Genomic DNA, 18,115 nt, shown 5'->3' on the forward strand with positions numbered 1-18,115 from the left:
CCGTCGCCGACCAACTCCCCCACCCGTACGCACGGCTGCGCCGGCTGCCAGTGGCAGCCGGCGTCACCGTGCACGCGGTTCAGCGCGCGGGGCTCAGCGGGTCGGGCCGACCCAGCGGGTCGCGCCCGGCCAACGGGCCGCGGTCGACTGGTAGCCCGGTCCGGCCCAGAAACCCGGTCCGGCCCAGAAACCAGGTCCGGCCCAGATGCCCGGTCCGGCCCAGCCGCTCGCGGTGGTGGTGGTGGTCGTCGTCGTGGTCGCCATGTCGTCCCCCTGGTCGATTGTGTGGTTCCTGTCGTGCCTGTCTTGCCGAGGACGCTACGGCGTAGAGCGGTGGGACGAAATAGGACAAATCGACATGAATCACTGGCTGAAGAGCGGTTGTTGGCCTCCACACCACGCTGACAAGGTTGCCGCGCCCGCCCCTGTCCCAGGGCCCGTGCCGACATACCCGCAGCAGTGAGGAGCCACCGGTCATGTCATTACTCCGCGGCAATGTCGCATTTCGTCGGTACTGGTCGGCGCGCCTGGTGTCGTACACCGGTGATCAGCTGGCCCGGACGGCGCTGCTGATCGCCGTCTACGACCGGCACGGCGGCGGCGCGGTCGCCCTGCTGCTGCTGGCATCGACGGTGCCCCGGCTGCTCGGACCGTTGCTCGGTGCCCTGGCCGACCGGTCCGACCAGCGCCGGCTGATGATCGGTTGCGACACCGCCCAGGCGTTGACGTACCTCGCCGTCGCGCTGCTCGCGCCGCCCCTGCCCGTCCTGTTGGCGCTGATCACCGCGGCTACCACGGCCGCCACCGCGTTCACTCCCGCCGGACGCAGCCTGCTCCCCCGCCTGGTCGATCGCGAGCAACTGCCGGCGGCGAACGCGCAACTCGCGACGGGCGTCAACATCGGGCTCGCTGCCGGGCCGGCCGTCGGCGGCCTCCTGCTGGCGACCCTCGGGCTGACCGTCACGCTGCTCGTGGACGCGGCGACCTTCGTTCTCTCCGCGTTGCTGATCGGCGGAGTCCGGACGCTCTCGACGACCGGCGCGACCCGCCGGTCCGAGCCACTGCACACAGTGCTGCGCGAAGGGTTGCGGGTGGTCCGAGGGCACAGCGTCGTCCGTGCGGTCTCGGTCGGGTTCCTGGTGATGGTGATGTTCGCCGCGCTGGACAACCTCGCCATCGTCCCTCTCGGACGCGCCGAACTGGGCGCCACCGAGGTCACTATCGGTTTGCTGGGCACCGCCTACGGCGTCGGCATGGTGCTCGGTCCCATGTGCCTGGCGAGAACCGGCGTACGCATCCGGATGGACCTGGTCCTCTACGGCGCGTTGCTCGCGCTCGGCGCCGGAACGCTGGTCACCGGCCTCAGCCCGGTGATCGCGCTCGCCATAGCCGGTCAGGCGGTGGCCGGTGTCGGCGCGGGCTGGCACAACGTCGCCGCCGACACCCTCATCCAGCAGAACGTGCCGGCCGAACGGCTCGGCGTGGTGTTCGGCACCGTCTACATGTTCCCGTACGCGGCGGAGGCACTGGCCTACGCCGTCGGCGCACCGTTGTTGGCGGTGGTCGGGCCACGATGGGTGCTGGTCGTCTCGGGGTTGGGTGTGCTGGCCACCCTGGGGCTGATCGCTCCCCTGCTCACCCGGGCCCTGGGGCTACGTCTGCCGACGCCGGGCAGGTTCGCAGCGGCCAACGGGTGAGACCGGACAGACAGGTGCGGTCGGTGGACCGATGGCCCGCCGACCGCACCCTGGCGATCAGTTCTCCGTGCTGTCGGCCGGCGGCGCACCCGGCCCCGGCCCGATCTTCTTCGGATCGGTCGGCTTACCAGCCGTGGACGTGCTCGACGAGGTGGTCGTGGTCTCCCCCGACCCGCCCGACTGACCCTCAGGCTCTTCCACCATGCCCTGCTCCTCCAGTTCGGCGAGAGTGACCGCATCGACGTCGATCGTGTCGCCCGGCGCCCACAGCGTGCCACCCGGATCGGTCCACGAGGCGGACAGTCGTACCTGCACGGCACTCTCCCTGACATGAAACTTCCTGGTACGGAACACTAACCCCGACCGATCGATGCCGTTGCCCGTCCGCACGTCGGGTAGCCGACTGGCCGACCGGCCGCGATACTGACCTCTCTTGCCCACGGAGCTGAACATCGACCTCAAGTGTGGACACTGCGCACGCGCGGCCGGGCCGGACGACCGCTTCTGCGGCGGGTGTGGCCAGCCGCTCGGGGTCAACTGTGCGCACTGCGGGCATGCCAACAGCACCGAGGTCAACTTCTGCACCAGCTGCGGTCAACCGCTGCGGGACCACGCCGTCGCGGTGCAGGAGGACCGGCGTCAGGTCAGCGTGCTCTTCGTCGACATCGTGGACTTCACCAGCTACGCGGAGCGGGCCGACCCGGAGCAGGCCCGTGGTCTGCAGCAGACCTACTTCGCCACGGTGCGTCGGATCGTGCACCAGTACGGCGGGGTGGTCGAGAAGTACATCGGCGACGCGGCGATGGCGCTGTTCGGCGCGCCGGTGGCCACCGACAACGACGCGTTGCGGTGTGTCCGCGCCGGCCTGGAGCTGCAACGGAACCTGGCCCGCCAGCCCGCCGGTCCGCAGCCGCCGCTGAGCTTCCGGGTCGGCATCGCGACCGGCGAGGCCCTGGTCGACCTCTCCGCCACCCGCGACGGTGGGCAGGCCTTCGTGACCGGAGATGTGGTCAACACGGCCTCCCGCCTACAGGGGTTCGCCCCTCCGGGCGGTGTCGTCGTCGACGAGAGCACCTGGTCGGCCACCCGACACGAGATGGAGTACGCCGACCAGCCACCGGTCACCCTGCGCGGCCGGTCCGCGGTGAGCCGGATCTGGCTGGCCGTCCAGGTGCGGCCACACCGGGACCCGCGCGGCGCCGAGCTGACCCCGATGGTGGACCGGGAACACGAGCGCGGCCTGCTGGTCAACGCGCTGCACCGGATGGTGACCGAGCGGACCTCCCAGTTGGTGACGGTGTTCGGCCCGGCCGGTGTGGGCAAGAGCCGGCTGCTGCGCGAACTGGCCAGGCACGCCGGCAGCATGCCCGGCCCGCCGATCACCTGGCTCGTCGGGCAGTGCCCGCCGTTCGGTGAGAACGTCACCTGGGCCGCGCTGTCGGACATCGTGAAGACCTGGGTGGGCGTGCCGGAGGTCGACGACCCGGCCGCGCTGCGCGAACGGCTACGGGCCCGGCTGGGGCAGCTCGCCGACCCGCACGCGACCCGGTTGGCCGAGGCGCTCGGGCCGCTGATCGGCGTACCCGGTGAACGGCTCACCCCCGGCGAGACCGAGGCCGCCTGGCGGCGGTTCCTGCTCGCCCTGGCGGCCACCGGCCCGACCGTGCTGGTCTTCGAGGACATGCACTGGGCGGACCAGGCGATGCTCGCCTTCGTCGAGCAGTTGGGCGCGTCAGCACGCGGCGTACCGCTGCTGGTCGTCGCGACCGCCCGGCCGGAGCTGCGGGAACGGAACCCGGCCTGGACCGGCACGATCAGCGGCGCGATGTCCATCTCGGTGCCGCCGATGCACGACACCGACATCGACACGCTGTACTCGCTGCTCCTTGGCCAGGCGACGCTGCCGTCCAGCTCGCGTACCCCGCTGATCGAGTTCGCCGACGGCAACCCGCTCTACGCCCAGGAGTACGCCCGGATGCTGCTGGACGGCGGCCTGCTCGACGCGGTCGGTCCGACCCCCCGCCTCGACCTCGACGGCGGCGCGGAGATGCCCCGCACCGTGCAGGCGGTCATCGCCAACCGGCTCGACCTGCTGGACCCGGCCGACCGGGCGGTGCTCCAGGCCGCCGCCGTGGTCGGCGTGGTGTTCTGGGCTGCGCCGGTGGCGATGGCGCTGGGGCGGCCGGTGGAGTGGGTGGAGCGCGCGCTGGACCGCCTGCAACGTCGCGACCTGGTGTACGAGCAGAGCACGTCGACGATGCCCGGCCAGCCCGAGTACCGGTTCCGGCACATCCTGGTGCGCGACGTCTGCTATCAGCGGCTGCCCAGGGCCGAGCGGGTGCTGCGCCACCAACGCACCGCCGACTGGATGGCGCAGCTCACCGACGGCCGGCAGTACGACCTGGCCGAGGTGCTGGCCAACCATCGCTGGGCGGCACACGAGATCGCCAGGACCGTCGGGTTGGACACCGCCCCCTACGCCCCGCCGGCGCGGGCCGCGCTGCACCGGGCGGCCCGCCGGGCGTACGAGCTGCACGCGCTGGACACCGCCGCCGCGCTGGTCGGCCGGGCGCTGGCCCTGGACGTCGGGCCGGACCCGGCGCTGGAGCTGTTCGACGCCGAGCTGGCGTTCTATCGGGACGGGGACGCCTTCCTGGTGGCGGGGGGCACGGACACCCTGACCCGGCTGGCCGAGCGGCTCACCACCAGCGGCGACCGGACGGGGGCGGCCCGCGCCTGGACGCTGCTCGCCACCGCCGCGTGGAGTCGCGCCGACCGCTCGACGACCCTGCGCTTCCTGGACCAGGCGATCGGCATCTACAGCGACCTACCGGACAGTCAGGAGAAGGCGAGCGCCCTGCTGGAGCTGGCCCGGGTGCACATGCTGAACGCGGAGACCGAACCGGCGTGCACCGCGGCGCGGGCGGCGGAGTCCCTCGCCGAGCGGCTCCAGCTGCGCGAGGTCCAGGCCAACGCGCGGATCACCCTGGCCGTGGCGCGCTACCTGTCCGGCTCCGCCGAGGCGTTCCCGGAGCTGGCGGAGGTGACCGAGCACTGCCGGGTGGAGCGACTCACCAGTCGGCGCCGGGCGGTGCAGAACCTCGCCTGGGCGTTGCAGGAGGAGGGCGACCTGGCCGGCTCGGCCCGGTTGGTCGACGAACAGCTCACCCTCGACCTGGGCGGCGAGCACAGCCTGGCCACCAGCTTCGCCGACCAGTGGGCGCGGTCGTACTACGCGGGTGACTGGACGGCGGCGCTGGCGATGGCGGCGGAGTCGACCCGACGGCCGACCGCCGAGTGGGACCTGCACATCGTGGCGGTCTCGGGTTGGATGCGCGGGCTGGCCGGAGCCGAGCTGGTCGGACCCGACGGGCCCGACGAAACTGCGGGGCCGGCCGCAACGGGTGGGGATCTGGTCGAGCAGGCGCTGGTCGCGGCGCGGCGCACCGGTTTCCACCGGGTGCTGCGCTCCACCCTGGCGCACGCCGCCCTCTGCCGGGCGGTGCAGGGCCGCCGCGACGAGGCGATGGCGCTGCTCACCGAGCTGGACGACGACTGGCAACGGACCCGGATGATTCCGTTCGCGGAGTGGGTGCCGGCCGTCGGGCACGTCGCCGGAGTGCTCGGCGCGGACGCGGCCCGGCTGGTCCGGCAACTGCTCGACCGGGCGCCCCGGATGACCCCGTGGGCTCACGCGGCCGGTCAGGTAGCCGACGCCACGTTGGCCCGGCACGCCGGGGACGCCTCGACCGCGGCGAACCTGCTGCGCTCGGCGGCGGCGAGCTACGCCCGGATGACCGACGTGACCGACGAGATCATCACGCTGGCGCTGGCCATCGGCCCGCTGGCCGAGACCGACCCACCCGCCGCCGCGGCGACCCGCGCCCGCCTGCACGACTTCGCCACCCGTCACCGCGCGCCCGCCCTGCTCCACCTGCCCTGACCGCCGACCGGGCCGGGCCGGCGGTGGCTCAGGCGGCCAGCGGCGTCGGGACGGGCTGCTTGAGCTTCTGGGCGTAGACGTCCACGTACTCCCGACCGGAGAGCTCCATCAACTCGTACATGATCTCGTCGGTGACCGCGCGCTCGACGAACCGGTCGCCGGCCAGCCCGGCGTAGCGGGAGAAGTCCAGCGGCGCCCCGAACCGGATCTTCACCCGGTCGATCTTGGGGATGAGCTTGCCCGGCGGCTGGATCTCGTCGGCGTTGAGCATGGCCACGGGCACCACCACCGCGCCGCTCTCCAGGGCGAGCCGGGCCACCCCGGTCTTGCCCCGGTAGAGCCGCCCGTCCGGGGAGCGGGTGCCCTCGGGGTAGATGCCGGCCACTCCCCCGGCCCGCAGCACCTGCAACTGGGTGTCCAGGGCGGCGCGCGCGGCCCGGCCACCGGAGCGGTCCACCGGAATCGTGCCGGTGCCGACGAAGAACATCTTGGTCAGCCAGCCCTTGATCCCCTTGCCGGTGAAGTACTCGGCCTTGGCGACGAAGGTGACCTTCCGGGCGGTGATCAACGGTGTGAAGATCGAGTCGGAGAAGGAAAGGTGGTTGCTCGCCAGGATCACCGGGCCGGTCGCCGGCACGTTGCGCAGGCCCTCCACCTGCGGGCGGAAGATCAGTTTGAGCAGCGGACCGAGGATGACGTACTTCAGCAGCCAGTAGAGCACCGGCGTCCTTTCCCGTGGTGTGCCCGCGACAGCGCCAGCCGTCGTCGCCGACGAGCCTACGAAGCGAGCGCTCTCACCACAACGGACGACGTTCGGGGGCCGAGGTATCGCCGGCCGCGATCACCGAGATCGCACTTGTCGCGCAAGAACGGACAAAGGAGCCGCGCCGCGACCTGCGGGAGCAGCCGTGACTTTGGAAGACGCGACACAACGCACTCCCGGAACCATGCCCTGACGTGTCACGATTCAGAGCACGGCGTGCGGACGGGCGCCGAAGGGCAGCGGTGGCCGCGCCGGAAGGCGCGTTAAGGGGGATGTCCGGGTGTCAGCGGGTGGGGCCCGCCGGGGACGGCGGGACAACGGGCTCGACGCGAACGAGTACGCCGTCGTCGGCGACGTCGATCCGCGCGTCGGTGAACACCTGCTCGACGTGCTGGCCGCCGGCGGGATTGCCGCCTACCTCCAGCCCTCCGCCGACCTCAACCCGGTCACCCGCACCACCACCGTGCCGGCCCGGCCGGTCGACCGGCTCTACGTCGACCGCTCGCACCTGACCACCGCCCGGGACTACCTGACCCAGCTCGCCGACGAGACCGCTCCGGAGCAGCCACCGGCTCGTGACGAGCCGGACATCGACGCCGAGTGGGCGCGGATCGTGGCGGGCTTCCACACCACCTCCACGCCCGGTGACCACCCGTGGCCGGCCTCGGAGGACGTGGACGAGCGGGACAACCGGGACGAGTCGACCTCCGGGCCGCTGACCCGCTCCGGCACCGACGAGCCCGGTCCGACCGCCACCGACGTTCGCCGGCTGCCGTCCGCGACGGACATCTCCGGGATCTCAGTGGGGCGCGGCACCCGACCGGACGAGCCGTCGCTGCTGGACGGGTTGGACACCTTCGGCGCCGACCTGCCCGACGACGAGGACGACGAGGGTTACCACCCACCGCCACCGCCACCGCTGCCGCGGGTCAGCAAGTACGCGGTGATCGGCGTGCTCGGGGTGGTCGTCGGGTTCGTGCTGTTCCTCTTCCCGTGGCTGCTCCCGATCGACCGCTCCGCGGTGACGCTGTTCGGGTTCACCGGCATCCTGGCCGGTTTCGTCACGCTGATCTGGCGGCTGCGCCCCGGCGACGAGGACGAGGACGACCCGGACAACGGCGCCGTCGTCTGAAGGTCGGCCCGCATCCCGGGACAGCAGCGCCCCGCCGTGGGCGTAACAGTGGTGTAACTTACTGTCAGTAGGAATACCGCTGTACGTCACTTCCCCCGCTGACTGACCGGTTTTTCCTTGCTCGCGGCGGTCAGTCCTCTGCTGATCGGAATGCCCGAGATGCGACAGAGTTCTCTCGTGGTGGTGGCCAACCGCCTTCCCATCGACGACAATCAGGCCCCCGACGGGGCCTGCGAGTGGCGGCGCAGCCCGGGCGGGTTGGTCAGCGCACTGCACCCGCTCCTGCGGCACACACCGGCGACCTGGGTCGGCTGGGCCGGTGGCACCGGTCCGGCCCCCGCCCTGCCGGACGTGGACGGCGTGCGGATGCACACCGTCGCGCTCAGCCCGGAAGACCTGCGCGACCACTACGAGGGGTTCGCCAACGCCACCCTCTGGCCGCTCTACCACGACTCCGTGGAGCAGCCGCAACACCACCGCCGCTGGTGGGAGGCGTACCAGCGGGTCAACCAGCGCTTCGCCGAGGCGACCGCGGAGGTGGCCGAGCCGGGCGGGGTGGTCTGGGTGCAGGATTACCACCTGCAACTGGTCCCCGGCCTGCTGCGCGCGCTCCGCCCGGACCTGCGCATCGGGTTCTTCCTGCATGTGCCGTTCCCACCGCCGGAGCTGTTCATGCAACTCCCCCGCCGGGCCGAGTTGTTGCGCGGCATGCTCGGCGCCGACCTGGTCGGCTTCCAGCGGGTGCAGGCGGCGCACAACTTCGCCCAGTTGGTGACCCGGGTGCTGGAGCTGCCGGCCACCGACCGGCGGATCGGCATCGACGACCGGGTCGTCCGCATCGGCGCCTTCCCGGTCTCCATCGACACCGCCGAGATGGCCGCTCTCGCCGACCGTCCGGACGTGGCCGCCCGGGCCCACCGGCTCCGTCAGGACCTCGGCGATCCCCGGCAGGTCGTCCTCAGCGTGGACCGGATGGACTACACCAAGGGCATCGAGCAGCGCCTCAAGGCGTACAGCGAGTTGCTCGCCAGCGGCGACGTCAAGGTCCGCGACACGGTGCTGGTGCAGGTAGCCATGCCGAGCCGGGAACGCGTCGGCCAGTACCAGATCCTGCGCGAGCGCATCGAACGCGAAGTCGGCCGGATCAACGGCGAGTTCGGCCGGGTCGGTGAGCCGGCGATCCACTACCTCACCCAGCCCTTCGACCGGGCCGAACTGGCCGCGCTCTACCGGGTCGCCGACGTGATGGCGGTGACCCCGTTGCGCGACGGAATGAACCTGGTCGCCAAGGAGTACGTGGCCGCGCGGGTCGACGACACGGGCGCACTGCTGCTCAGCGAGTTCGCCGGCACCGCCGCCGAGCTGTCCCAGGCGTACCTGGTCAACCCGCACGACCTGGAAGGGCTCAAGCAGGGCCTGCGTGAGGCGCTGCGGGCCGACCCGGCGGACGCCACCCAGCGGATGCGGGCCATGCGCGCCCACCTGCACCAGCACGACATCCGGGCCTGGGCCCGCTCCTACCTGCGCGCCCTGGACGACGGCGGCGGCCTGATCAGCCGCCTGACCAGCACCGACACCGTCTCCGACGGCGCCGCTCGGGTGCCCCGGCCGGCCACCCCGGCTGGCAGCCCGGCCGTCCACCAGGCCGGTGGCTGACCGCCGGCGGCCTGGCCGCTCAGTGCGCCACCGGCTCCTTCTCCAGCCAGTCCAGGATCGCGTCGATCGGCTCCGCCCACCGCGCGTCCAGCATCAGGTCGTGGCCCATCCCGGGAAAGAGCAGCGGGGCCGACCCGTACCGGCGGGCGACCCGGGTCAACGTCGACGCCGGCACCACCCGGTCGTCCGGGCTGCCCAGCACCAACACCGGGGGCGCGCCCACGGCCGGCTCGGCCTCCGGCTCACCCAGCAGCGCCCACTGCGCCCGCCGACCCGCCCGACCTAGGCGTCCGACATACCGCCGGGCCTCCTCGTCGGGCAACTCGCGGCTGAACAACTGCCCCCGGTTGAGCCGCAACGGCCCGCCGAACACCGCCGGCAACGTGCCCGCCGGGTTGCGGCGCAACGCCGCGCCCAGCACTCCCCAGCCGCCGAAGACCGGCGCCACCAGCACCGCGCCCCGCGCCGGGTAGCGGGCCAACGCGTGTGCCACCACCAGGGCCCCGGCGCCGTGCCCCACCAGCACCGCCTGCCGCGGCAGGCTCGCTGCCACCTGGACCACGTCGTGGGCGTACGCCCGCAGCGTCGCCTCCGGCGCCGGCTCGCTGCCACCGTGCCCGCGCAGGCTCACCGCGTACGCCGGGAACCCCCGCGACGCCACGTGGCCCAACCAGTGCTCGGCGAACGCCCACGCGCCGTGCCCGAACCCGGGTACGAACAGCAGCGGCGGACGCCCCTCCTCCAGCTCGGGGACCGCGCTGAGCACCTCCCGCCGGGCCGGCCGGACCGGCCGGGACCACTCCCGGCCCCGCATGACCCGCAGCTCGCTCGCGCTCATTTGCCCTCCAGCTCGACCAAGGCGCGTTGGATGGCGCGCAGATAGTCGGCGTGCCCGACCTCGAACCAGTGCCGGCTGCTGTCCTTGACCGGCCCGGAGTACCGCTCCCCCGCCCGGTCCCGCACCCGCTGCGCGAACGCCGTGGCCCGTTCCGGCCGGTCCCGACGGGCCTGTAGCAGCCGGGCGAAGAGCACCGTCTGCCAGTGCGACAGGGTGAACAGCCCGGAGTCCGGTTGCAGCAGGCCGGCGACGGCCAGGGTCGGATGCCCCGGGGTGAACGCGTTGAGCCACAGGGTGGGCCGGCCGGCGCCCGCGCTGTCGCCGAACACCGACGCGTCGAGGAACTCGAAGCGCGGCAGGTAACCGGTGGCGAAGACGACCACCTCGGGGTCGATCTCGCGGCCGTCGGCCAACTCCACGGCGTACGGGTGGAACCGGGCGACGTCCGGCACCGGGCCGATCGCCCCGTGGCCCACGTAGTAGACGAGCTGACTGTTCGCGATCGGGTGCGTCTCGTACACCCGGTGGTCGGGCTTGGGCAGGCCGAAGCGGGTCAGGTCGCCGACGGTCAGCCGCAGCGTCCAGTGGTAGAGCCACTGCCGCACCCGTAACGGCACCCGCAGCGCCAACAGGCTGTCGTTGACCTGGTCGGCGGGGCGACCGAGCACGTACTTCGGCGCGTACCAGTAGCCCCGGCGGGTGGAGTGCCAACAGCGCGACGCCTGCTGGGCGGCCTCGACGGCGATGTCGCAGCCGGTGTTGCCGGCGCCGACCACCAGCACCCGCTTGCCACGCAGCTGCGCCGGGTCCTTGTAGGACGAGGCGTGCATGATCTCGCCGCGGAACTGCTCAAGGCCCTCGTAGCGGGGCAGCTTCGGCGACCAGTTGTGGCCGTTGGCGATCACCACGGCGGCGTACCGGGCAGTGCGTTCGGGGCCGTACCCGCCGGTGGAGCGGGTGGTCACGTCCCACCGGTCCCCCTCGACGGGCTCGACCCGGATCACCTCGGTGCCGAACCAGATGTGCGAACGCAGGTCGAAGTGGTCGGCGTACCGCTCGAAGTAGGACAGCAGCTGACCGTGGTGCGGGTAGTCCGGCCAGGAGTCCGGCATCGGGAAGTCGGGGAACTGGGTGAACGGCTTCGACGAGATCAGGTGGGTGCTGGCGTACACCGGGCTGCGGTCGTGCCGCCAGTTCCAGGCGCCGCCGACGCCCGTCTCCCGCTCGTAGCAGTCAACGCCGAACCCGTGCTCACGCAGGTTCTTGATGGCCGTCAGGCCGCTGGCCCCGGCCCCGATGACGCAGACGGTGTCGCCCCGGTCGGAGACCGGGCGGCCGTCGCTGTTCGCCGCGGGCGAGGTCGCCTCCGGGTCGGGCCGGCCGTGGTCGGTGGAGGTGGACACCGGGGGCATCTCCTTTTGGTACGGCAGGCGTGCCGGTCGCCGCGAAATCCTCTCCACAACCGGGCCGGATGTCCAGTCCTGAGCCGGATGCGCCGACGGTCGAGCCGGGGTCGGGGGTCAGTCGGTGGCGGGCAGCAGCAGGTCGACCAGGACCGGGAAGTGGTCGCTGGCCCGGCGGGTCTGCGGGGTGTCCACCACGTCGTAGTCGACCACTGTGATCCGCGGGTCGACGAAGAGCGCGTCGATGCGTCGGCGCGGGTCGGCGCAGGAGTAGGTGAGCCGCTCGGCCCGGTCGGCCGCCACCGCAGCGTCGGTCAACCCGCGCGACACTGTGGCCCAGGCGGGGCCGTCCGGACCCTCGTTGAGGTCCGCCCCGGCCAGCACCGGGCTGGTCGCCGCGTCCAGGCCACGCTTGAACTCGGTGGCCTGGGAGGGCCGCTCGGCCGGGTCGGTGGACAGGTGCGAGCCGGCGAGTGTGAACCGGGCGTCACCGACCCGGCAGTCGGCGTACGCGGCGCCGCGCAGGTGCCGGCCGGGGGTCAGCGGAAAGCGCTGGCAGCGGGTGCCGAGCACCTGGACCCGCAGGCTGGTCAGGAGCAGGTTGCCCAGGGCGGGCAGCCCACCGGCGGCCACCACCAGACCGAACGACTCGGCCAACGTGGCGGACTTCTGCCGCCACCGGAACCGGCGCGGCCCCTCCTGCACGATCACCACGTCCGGCGTCGCGGCACGAACCACCGCCGCCAACGCGGCGGTGTCGTCGCGCTGGCTGTGGATGTTGTACGACACCACGCGCAGCGGCACACCCATCCCGGACCGCCTCAGATCCGCCGGGCCAGGTCAGCGGCGCCGATCACCCCGGCGCTGTTGCCCAGCTCCGCAGGGAGCACCTCGGCCACCGGCAGGCGACCGCGCTGGGCGAGCGCGTCGAGGTACGAGCGGCGGGTGGGACCGAGCAGCAGGTCACCGGCGTCGATCACGCCGCCGCCGACCACCAGGGTCTGCGGGTCGAGGATCTGCGCCATGTCGGCGAGGCTGGTGCCCAGCCACCGACCGATCTGGGCGAACGCCTCGGCGGAGACCGGGTCGCCACCCTGCGCGGCGGCGGTCACCATCGGGCCGGTGATCGCCTCGGCCTCACCGCCGGCCAGCTTCAGCAGGGCGGTGGCCCGGTTGGGCTCCTGCCGGGCGCCGGCCCGGGCGAACCGGACCAGGGCGCTGCCACTGGCGTACTGCTCGATGCAGCCCAGCCGGCCGCAGCCGCACTGGTGCCCGTCCGGCACGGCCAGCATGTGGCCCAGCTCCGCGGCGATGCCGTGCGCGCCGCGCATCAGGTCGCCACCGAGGACGATGCCGCCACCCACACCGGTGCCGATGGTGAACATGATCATCGAGTCGTCGGCGTCGCGGGCCGCGCCGTAGCGGAACTCGGCCCACGCGGCGACGTTCCCGTCGTTCTCCACGATCACCGGCAGCCCGACTGCCTCGCTGACGTACTCGCGCAGCGGTTCGTCACGCCAGGCCAGGTTGGGAGCGAAGAGCACAGTCGAACGGCCGGCGTCGATCCACCCGGCCGCGCCGATGCCGACGGCCTCGATGGTCCGCCCGGCAGCCAGCTCGCCGACCAACTCGATGATGACGTCGCGGGTCTTGGCCACGTCATCGGCGGGAGTGTCCCGTCGGGTCTGCACGAGGACCGCGCCGGTGTCGTCCACGACACCGCCGGCCACCTTCGTGCCACCGACGTCGACTCCGATGGTCAGCGTCACCGCTACCGCCCCCCTCTGCTGTGCTGTCCGGCCCAGGTTCCGGCCCAGTGCCGGTCCGGGTCGGAAGGTCCCGCGCTCAGGCGCCGTCGCCCGATGCTTCCGCGTCGGCGTCATCGGGCACCCGCGAGGCGGGCACCACGGAACGGGTGGTCGGTGCCGGTACGGTCGCCGTCCCGGCCTCGTCGACGGGTGGTACGGCGGCCGGGGCGAGTGGGTCCGCCGTCCGGGTGGCGACCGACCAGACATCCCGCTCCGGCGCCGGCTGAGAATCATGCCCGGTACGGGTGGCATCGCGCCACACGTGGTCGTCGACGGTCGCGGTGGGCGGGGCGCTCGGGGGTGGCTCGGGGAGCACGTCGTCGGTGCTCGCGGCGGGTGCCGGCGCGGGCGGGGTGGTCGGCTCGGCGGCCGGCGCGGTGGGGCTCGGCGCGGACGGTTCCGGCGGGGAGAACGCGCGGAGCAGGCTGGCGACGCCCGCAGCGAGGTCACCGGCGCCGGTCGCGAGCCGTTCGGCGAATTCCGGACTCGGATCCCGCAACGCGGCGATGCCCCGACAGACCGGGCAGACGCAGCATTCGGCCGAACCGGTGGCGAAAGCACCACCGGTGCCGGAGCGGGCGTCCGGGCCCGCGCTGTGACCGAGGACACCGGACAGCATCCCGCCCAACGAGCCGAACGCACCGCCCGCCGAGCCGGCGGAGGCCAGTCGCGCCCCTGCCAGCAGGGTGGCGACCAGCCGCTCCGCCTCTTCCCGGGCCGAACCCGGATCCGTTCCGCCCACCGTCGGCTCCTCTACCGTGCCACCGGACACGTCACTGCGCCGCACCGGTTGCTTCTACCCGGCGCTTGAGCTGCTTCAACGCGGTGTCCATGATCATCTTTTCGGCTTTGCGCCGAAACATCCCGAGCATGCCGACCGACAGGTCGACCTCCAGCGTGTAGGTCACCGTCGTGCTGCCGTCCGGGTTACCCACCAGGTCGTACGAACCACGCTGGGCCTTCTGCATCTTCGAGGGGGCGACCAGGTGCCACTCGATCCGGGACAGATCCTCGGCGTACTCGTAGGCGAGCACGTACTCGTCGGCCATCACCCCGGCGTCGATGGTGAAATGCACCTGACTGGCGTAGCCGTCCTCGTACTCCTCGACGACCTCGGCGCGACGCACCGCGTCGGTCCACTCCGGGTAGCGCGCGAAGTCGCAGATGACCGCCGTCACCCGATCCGGTGCGGCGCCGATAATGATCGACTGGGTGGAGGAGTCCGCCATGGGGGGAGGCTACCTGCCTCCTGGTTGTCTCACCCCGACCGCCCGCCGGGTAGGTTTCGACACATGCCGACGCCACGGCGGCGGCCGGCCCAACCAGTGCGAGCACGAAGGAGTGCAGGTGCGCGAGTTCTCCGTCCCGCCGATCGTCACCGTTGGCGACGCGGCCAACCTCACCGATCCGGTCTGGGACAACGCCGAAGTCGCGCCCGACACCGTCCAGTTCGCCCGACCCACCCCACGCGCCGACGGCACCGTCACCGAATGGACCGAGGTGACCTGCCTCCAGTTCCGCGACGAGGTGGCCGCCGTGGCCCGCGGGCTGATCGCCGCCGGCATCGAGCCCGGTGCCCGGGTCGGGCTGATGAGCCGCACCCGCTACGAGTGGACGCTGCTCGACTACGCCATCTGGGCCGTCGGCGCGGTGACCGTGCCGATCTACGAGACGTCGAGCGCCGAGCAGGCCGCGTGGATCCTCGAGGACTCCAACGCGGTCGCCGTCGTGGTGGAGAGCGAGGCGCACGCCGCCCTGATCGACGGCGTCCGGCACCGGCTGCCCGAGCTGGGCCAGGTCTGGCAGATCGACAGCGGCGGGGTCGACGAGCTGGTCACCACCGGCGCCACGATCGAGCTGGCCGAGGTCGAGCGACGACGCAAGGCCGTCCGCGCCGGCGACCTGGCCACGATCATCTACACCAGCGGCACCACCGGTCGCCCCAAGGGCTGCGTGCTCACCCACCGCAACATGTACGCCGACATCGCCAACGCGGTGCCGGTGCTGCCGAACCTGTTCAACGCCGGCGCGAGCACCCTGCTCTTCCTCCCGCTGGCGCACGCCTTCGCCCGACTCATCCAGATCGGCGTCGTGCAGGCGCGAGCCACCATGGCGCACTGCGCCGACACCAAGAACCTGGTCGCCGAGCTACAGGCGTTCCGGCCGACCTTCGTGCTCTCCGTACCCCGGGTGTTCGAGAAGGTCTACAACGCCGCCAAGCAGAAGGCCGAGGCGGACGGCAAGGGCGGCATCTTCGCCCGGGCCGAGCAGGTCGCCATCGCGTACAGCGAGGCGCTGGAGACCCCGGGCGGCCCGGGCCTGGCGCTTCGCGCCCAGCACGTGGTCTTCGACCGGCTGGTCTACCGCAAGCTGCGCGCCGCGCTCGGCGGACGGTGCCGGGACGCGATCTCCGGCGGCGCGCCACTCGGCGCCCGGCTCGGCCACTTCTTCCGGGGCATCGGCGTGACGGTCCTGGAGGGCTACGGCCTCACCGAGACCTCGCCCGCCGCCGCGGCGAACCTGCCCAGCGGCACCCGGATGGGCACCGTCGGCCGTCCGCTGCCCGGCGTGACAGTGCGGATCGAGGACGACGGCGAGATCCTGATCTCCGGCGAGCTGGTCTTCCAGGGTTACTGGCGCAACGAGACCGCGACGGCTGAGACGATCAGCGCCGACGGCTGGTTCCGCACCGGCGACCTGGGCCAGCTCGACGCCGACGGCTACCTGAGCATCACCGGCCGCAAGAAGGAGCTGATCGTCACCGCCGGCGGCAAGAACGTCGCCCCGGCGGTGCTCGAGGACCTGGTCCGGGCGCACCCGTTGATCAGCCAGTGTGTCGTGGTCGGTGACCGGAAGCCGTTCATCGCGGCGCTGGTCACCGTCGACGAGGAGGCGCTGCCGACCTGGCTGGAGAACGCCGGGATGCCCCTCGACACCCCTGTCGAGCAGTTGCGCGAGCACGAGGGCCTCCGCAAGGAGATCCAGGCCGCGGTCGACGCCGCGAACCAGGCCGTGTCGAAGGCGGAGGCGATCAAGGTGTTCCGGGTCCTGCCCCACGACTTCACCGAGGCGACCGGCGAGCTGACCCCGTCGCTCAAGGTCAAGCGCCAGGTTGTCCACAAGACGTACGCGGCGGAGATCGCCGATATCTACCGAGGCTGACTACCATCCGTCACGTGCCCGCATCCACAGCCACCGCCCCGCACCCGCATCCCCTCGCCGCGGCCGCCCGCGTGGTGATGCTGGCGCTGATCGCCATCCTGACCCTGTTCGCCACCCGCGACGTCACCCAGCTGTGGTGGATCGCGCTGCTGGCGGTGGCCGGGCTGCCGTCGCTGCTGGCACCGCAGCACCGGCTGGTCGGCCCGCTGAGCCGGGTGGCCGAGGTGGTGGTGCTGGGGCTGGCAGCGAGCCACGTCGCCGCGGTGGCGTCCATCGGCGGCACTGTCGACGGCCTGGGCGCGTCGGCGGTGCTGCCCTACCTGGCGGTCCCGGTGACAGTCACCGCGCTGCGCCGCCGCTTCCCGGAGGGCGCCGCGCTGCTCGTGGTCACCGCCGCCACCCTGCTGCTCAGCGGCGCGTTGACCCGGGTCGACGGTGGTCTCCAGCTCGGCCAGCTGGGTTACCTCGCCGTCTGCGCGCAGTGGCTGATCCTGGCGGCGCTGGGGCTCTACGCCGCCGGCACGCTGCACCGGGTGATGGCGGTCCGCGGTGAGGGCAAACCGCAGCCGTACGCCGAGGCCACCCGGCTGCTGACCCAGCTGCGGACGGTGGCCCGGCAGCTGCCCGGGGCGACCCTGGACCCGGGCGGCATCTCCGAGCACCTGCTGGAGGAGCTGCGCACGGTGGCCCGCGCGGACCGGGGCGCGGTGCTGTCGGCCAGCGGCGGAGGTCGCCTCGTGGTGCTCGCCCAGGCCGGCGTCGACCGGGTGGACTGGGAGACGACGCTGGACGCGGACTCCGCGATCGCCGACGCCTGGGCCACCCAGCAGGCCACCACGGCCGCCCGGTCGCAGTCCCGCTCGCACCGCGGCGGCGACGTGTCCGCGCTGATCATTCCGCTGGTCGCCGGGGTGCGCACAGTGGGGCTGGTGGTGCTGGAGGCGGACGCCGCGCACGCGTACCCGCCGCCGGTGGTGTCCCGGGTGACCGCGCTGACCCGCCCGGCCGCGCTGCGGCTGGAGGCGGCGCTGCTCTTCGACGAGGTCCGCTCGCTGGCCACCAACGAGGAGCGGCAGCGGCTGGCCCGGGAGATCCACGACGGGGTGGCCCAGGAGCTGGTGATGGTCGGCTACGGCATCGACAACGCCCTGGCCACCGTCTTCGACGACGCCGACGAGACCGCCGAGGCCCTGCGTACGCTGCGCGGCGAGGTGACCCGGGTGATCCAGGAGCTGCGGCTGAGCCTCTTCGAGCTGCGCAGCGAGGTGGACCGGCAGGGTGGGTTGGCCGCGGCGATCGCCGAGTACGCGCGCACCGTTGGCGCGTCCGGCGGGCTGCGGGTGCACCTCTCGCTGGACGAGTCCACCGCCCGACTGCCGGCCGCCACCGAGGCCGAGTTGCTGCGCATCGCGCAGGAGGCGGTGACCAACGCGCGCAAGCACGCCGGGGCGTCGAATTTGTGGGTCACGTGTGAGGTCGACCCCCCGTACGCGCAAATAGAAGTGTCGGATGACGGTCAGGGGATGGCTGACCAGCGCCCGGACGGGCGGTACGGTCTTGCGATCATGGCCGAGAGGGCGGAACGTATCCGGGGCCGGTTGGAGATCAGGCCGCGGCAACCCAGCGGCACGACCGTGGCGGTGGTTCTCGGCACCTCGGCCCGGCGCGATAACGTGCGCGGCAGCGCAGCACCAGAAGGGGAGTAACCCGAGG

15 protein-coding genes are annotated in these 18,115 nt (G+C 72.6%); 6 read left to right on the top strand and 9 right to left on the bottom strand.

Going from position 1 to position 18,115, the window contains the following annotated elements; genetic code table 11:
• Positions 1 to 93: 93 nt before the first annotated feature.
• Positions 94 to 264, bottom strand: a complete 171-nt coding sequence (locus MED15_RS33460) for a hypothetical protein (protein WP_167457650.1) — start codon at positions 262 to 264, stop codon at positions 94 to 96.
• Positions 265 to 476: 212 nt separating this feature from the next.
• Here MED15_RS33460 and MED15_RS13280 point away from each other — a divergent pair, with 212 nt between their 5' ends.
• Positions 477 to 1,697, top strand: a complete 1,221-nt coding sequence (locus MED15_RS13280; protein ID WP_112735757.1) for an MFS transporter — start codon at positions 477 to 479, stop codon at positions 1,695 to 1,697.
• A gap of 57 nt (positions 1,698 to 1,754) precedes the next feature.
• Here MED15_RS13280 and MED15_RS13285 read toward each other — a convergent pair whose 3' ends face one another.
• Entirely contained in the window at positions 1,755 to 2,012 is a 258-nt protein-coding gene (locus tag MED15_RS13285) for a hypothetical protein (protein WP_084597913.1), read from the bottom strand.
• 118 nt (positions 2,013 to 2,130) lie between these two features.
• Here MED15_RS13285 and MED15_RS13290 point away from each other — a divergent pair, with 118 nt between their 5' ends.
• Positions 2,131 to 5,640 carry an AAA family ATPase gene (locus tag MED15_RS13290; RefSeq protein WP_225855402.1) on the top strand — a complete coding sequence of 1,170 codons (3,510 nt, stop codon included), beginning with the start codon at positions 2,131 to 2,133 and terminating at the stop codon, positions 5,638 to 5,640.
• Positions 5,641 to 5,668: 28 nt separating this feature from the next.
• On the opposite strand, the gene MED15_RS13295 is transcribed toward MED15_RS13290, so the two are convergent.
• Complete coding sequence (locus MED15_RS13295; RefSeq protein WP_112582788.1) at positions 5,669 to 6,361, bottom strand: lysophospholipid acyltransferase family protein; 693 nt, start codon at positions 6,359 to 6,361, stop codon at positions 5,669 to 5,671.
• A gap of 322 nt (positions 6,362 to 6,683) precedes the next feature.
• Between MED15_RS13295 and MED15_RS13300 the strand changes: the two genes are divergently transcribed.
• Together MED15_RS13300 and MED15_RS13305 are read left to right on the top strand one after the other, a co-directional pair.
• A complete protein-coding gene (locus MED15_RS13300; protein ID WP_112582789.1) occupies positions 6,684 to 7,535 on the top strand; it encodes a DUF308 domain-containing protein in 852 nt (283 codons plus the stop codon).
• A 159-nt stretch (positions 7,536 to 7,694) separates the two neighbouring features.
• Positions 7,695 to 9,191, top strand: a complete 1,497-nt coding sequence (locus MED15_RS13305; protein WP_225855403.1) for an alpha,alpha-trehalose-phosphate synthase (UDP-forming) — start codon at positions 7,695 to 7,697, stop codon at positions 9,189 to 9,191.
• Positions 9,192 to 9,210: 19 nt separating this feature from the next.
• Here MED15_RS13305 and MED15_RS13310 read toward each other — a convergent pair whose 3' ends face one another.
• The 6 genes from MED15_RS13310 to MED15_RS13335 form a co-directional block, all read right to left on the bottom strand.
• On the bottom strand, positions 9,211 to 10,029 hold the full coding sequence (locus MED15_RS13310; RefSeq protein ID WP_112582791.1) for an alpha/beta hydrolase: 819 nt from the start codon (positions 10,027 to 10,029) through the stop codon (positions 9,211 to 9,213).
• Positions 10,026 to 11,432: a flavin-containing monooxygenase gene (locus MED15_RS13315; RefSeq protein WP_112582792.1), complete on the bottom strand. Its 1,407-nt coding sequence runs from the start codon at positions 11,430 to 11,432 to the stop codon at positions 10,026 to 10,028. The genes MED15_RS13310 and MED15_RS13315 overlap by 4 nt, the downstream gene beginning before the upstream one ends.
• Positions 11,433 to 11,549: 117 nt before the next feature.
• Positions 11,550 to 12,242 (bottom strand): endonuclease/exonuclease/phosphatase family protein, encoded by a 693-nt coding sequence (locus MED15_RS13320; RefSeq protein WP_112582793.1) that lies wholly within the window; start codon positions 12,240 to 12,242, stop codon positions 11,550 to 11,552.
• A gap of 11 nt (positions 12,243 to 12,253) precedes the next feature.
• Positions 12,254 to 13,201 carry an ROK family glucokinase gene (locus tag MED15_RS13325; RefSeq protein WP_112582794.1) on the bottom strand — a complete coding sequence of 316 codons (948 nt, stop codon included), beginning with the start codon at positions 13,199 to 13,201 and terminating at the stop codon, positions 12,254 to 12,256.
• A gap of 76 nt (positions 13,202 to 13,277) precedes the next feature.
• Positions 13,278 to 13,982, bottom strand: coding sequence for a hypothetical protein (locus tag MED15_RS13330; protein ID WP_112601753.1), 705 nt, complete (start codon positions 13,980 to 13,982; stop codon positions 13,278 to 13,280).
• A gap of 31 nt (positions 13,983 to 14,013) precedes the next feature.
• The gene (locus tag MED15_RS13335) at positions 14,014 to 14,469 is read right to left on the bottom strand and encodes an SRPBCC family protein (RefSeq protein WP_091407559.1); all 456 of its coding nucleotides are present in this window, start codon (positions 14,467 to 14,469) and stop codon (positions 14,014 to 14,016) included.
• Positions 14,470 to 14,587: 118 nt separating this feature from the next.
• Between MED15_RS13335 and MED15_RS13340 the strand changes: the two genes are divergently transcribed.
• Together MED15_RS13340 and MED15_RS13345 are read left to right on the top strand one after the other, a co-directional pair.
• Entirely contained in the window at positions 14,588 to 16,402 is a 1,815-nt protein-coding gene (locus tag MED15_RS13340) for an AMP-dependent synthetase/ligase (RefSeq protein WP_112735759.1), read from the top strand.
• Positions 16,403 to 16,416: 14 nt separating this feature from the next.
• Positions 16,417 to 18,108, top strand: coding sequence for a sensor histidine kinase (locus MED15_RS13345; RefSeq protein WP_112582795.1), 1,692 nt, complete (start codon positions 16,417 to 16,419; stop codon positions 18,106 to 18,108).
• Positions 18,109 to 18,115 lie beyond the last annotated feature (7 nt).

The organism is Micromonospora noduli (assembly GCF_003264475.1).
Lineage (GTDB): Bacteria > Actinomycetota > Actinomycetes > Mycobacteriales > Micromonosporaceae > Micromonospora > Micromonospora noduli.

Excerpts from the sequence above, each read along its gene's own strand:
- MED15_RS13305 (WP_225855403.1), top strand. The coding sequence starts at position 7,695 with ATGCGACAGAGTTCTCTCGTGGTGGTGGCCAACCGCCTTCCCATCGAC.
- MED15_RS13310 (WP_112582791.1), bottom strand. The coding sequence starts at position 10,029 with ATGAGCGCGAGCGAGCTGCGGGTCATGCGGGGCCGGGAGTGGTCCCGG.
- MED15_RS13335 (WP_091407559.1), bottom strand. The coding sequence starts at position 14,469 with ATGGCGGACTCCTCCACCCAGTCGATCATTATCGGCGCCGCACCGGAT.
- MED15_RS13320 (WP_112582793.1), bottom strand. The coding sequence starts at position 12,242 with ATGGGTGTGCCGCTGCGCGTGGTGTCGTACAACATCCACAGCCAGCGC.
- MED15_RS33460 (WP_167457650.1), bottom strand. The coding sequence starts at position 264 with ATGGCGACCACGACGACGACCACCACCACCACCGCGAGCGGCTGGGCC.
- MED15_RS13280 (WP_112735757.1), top strand. The coding sequence starts at position 477 with ATGTCATTACTCCGCGGCAATGTCGCATTTCGTCGGTACTGGTCGGCG.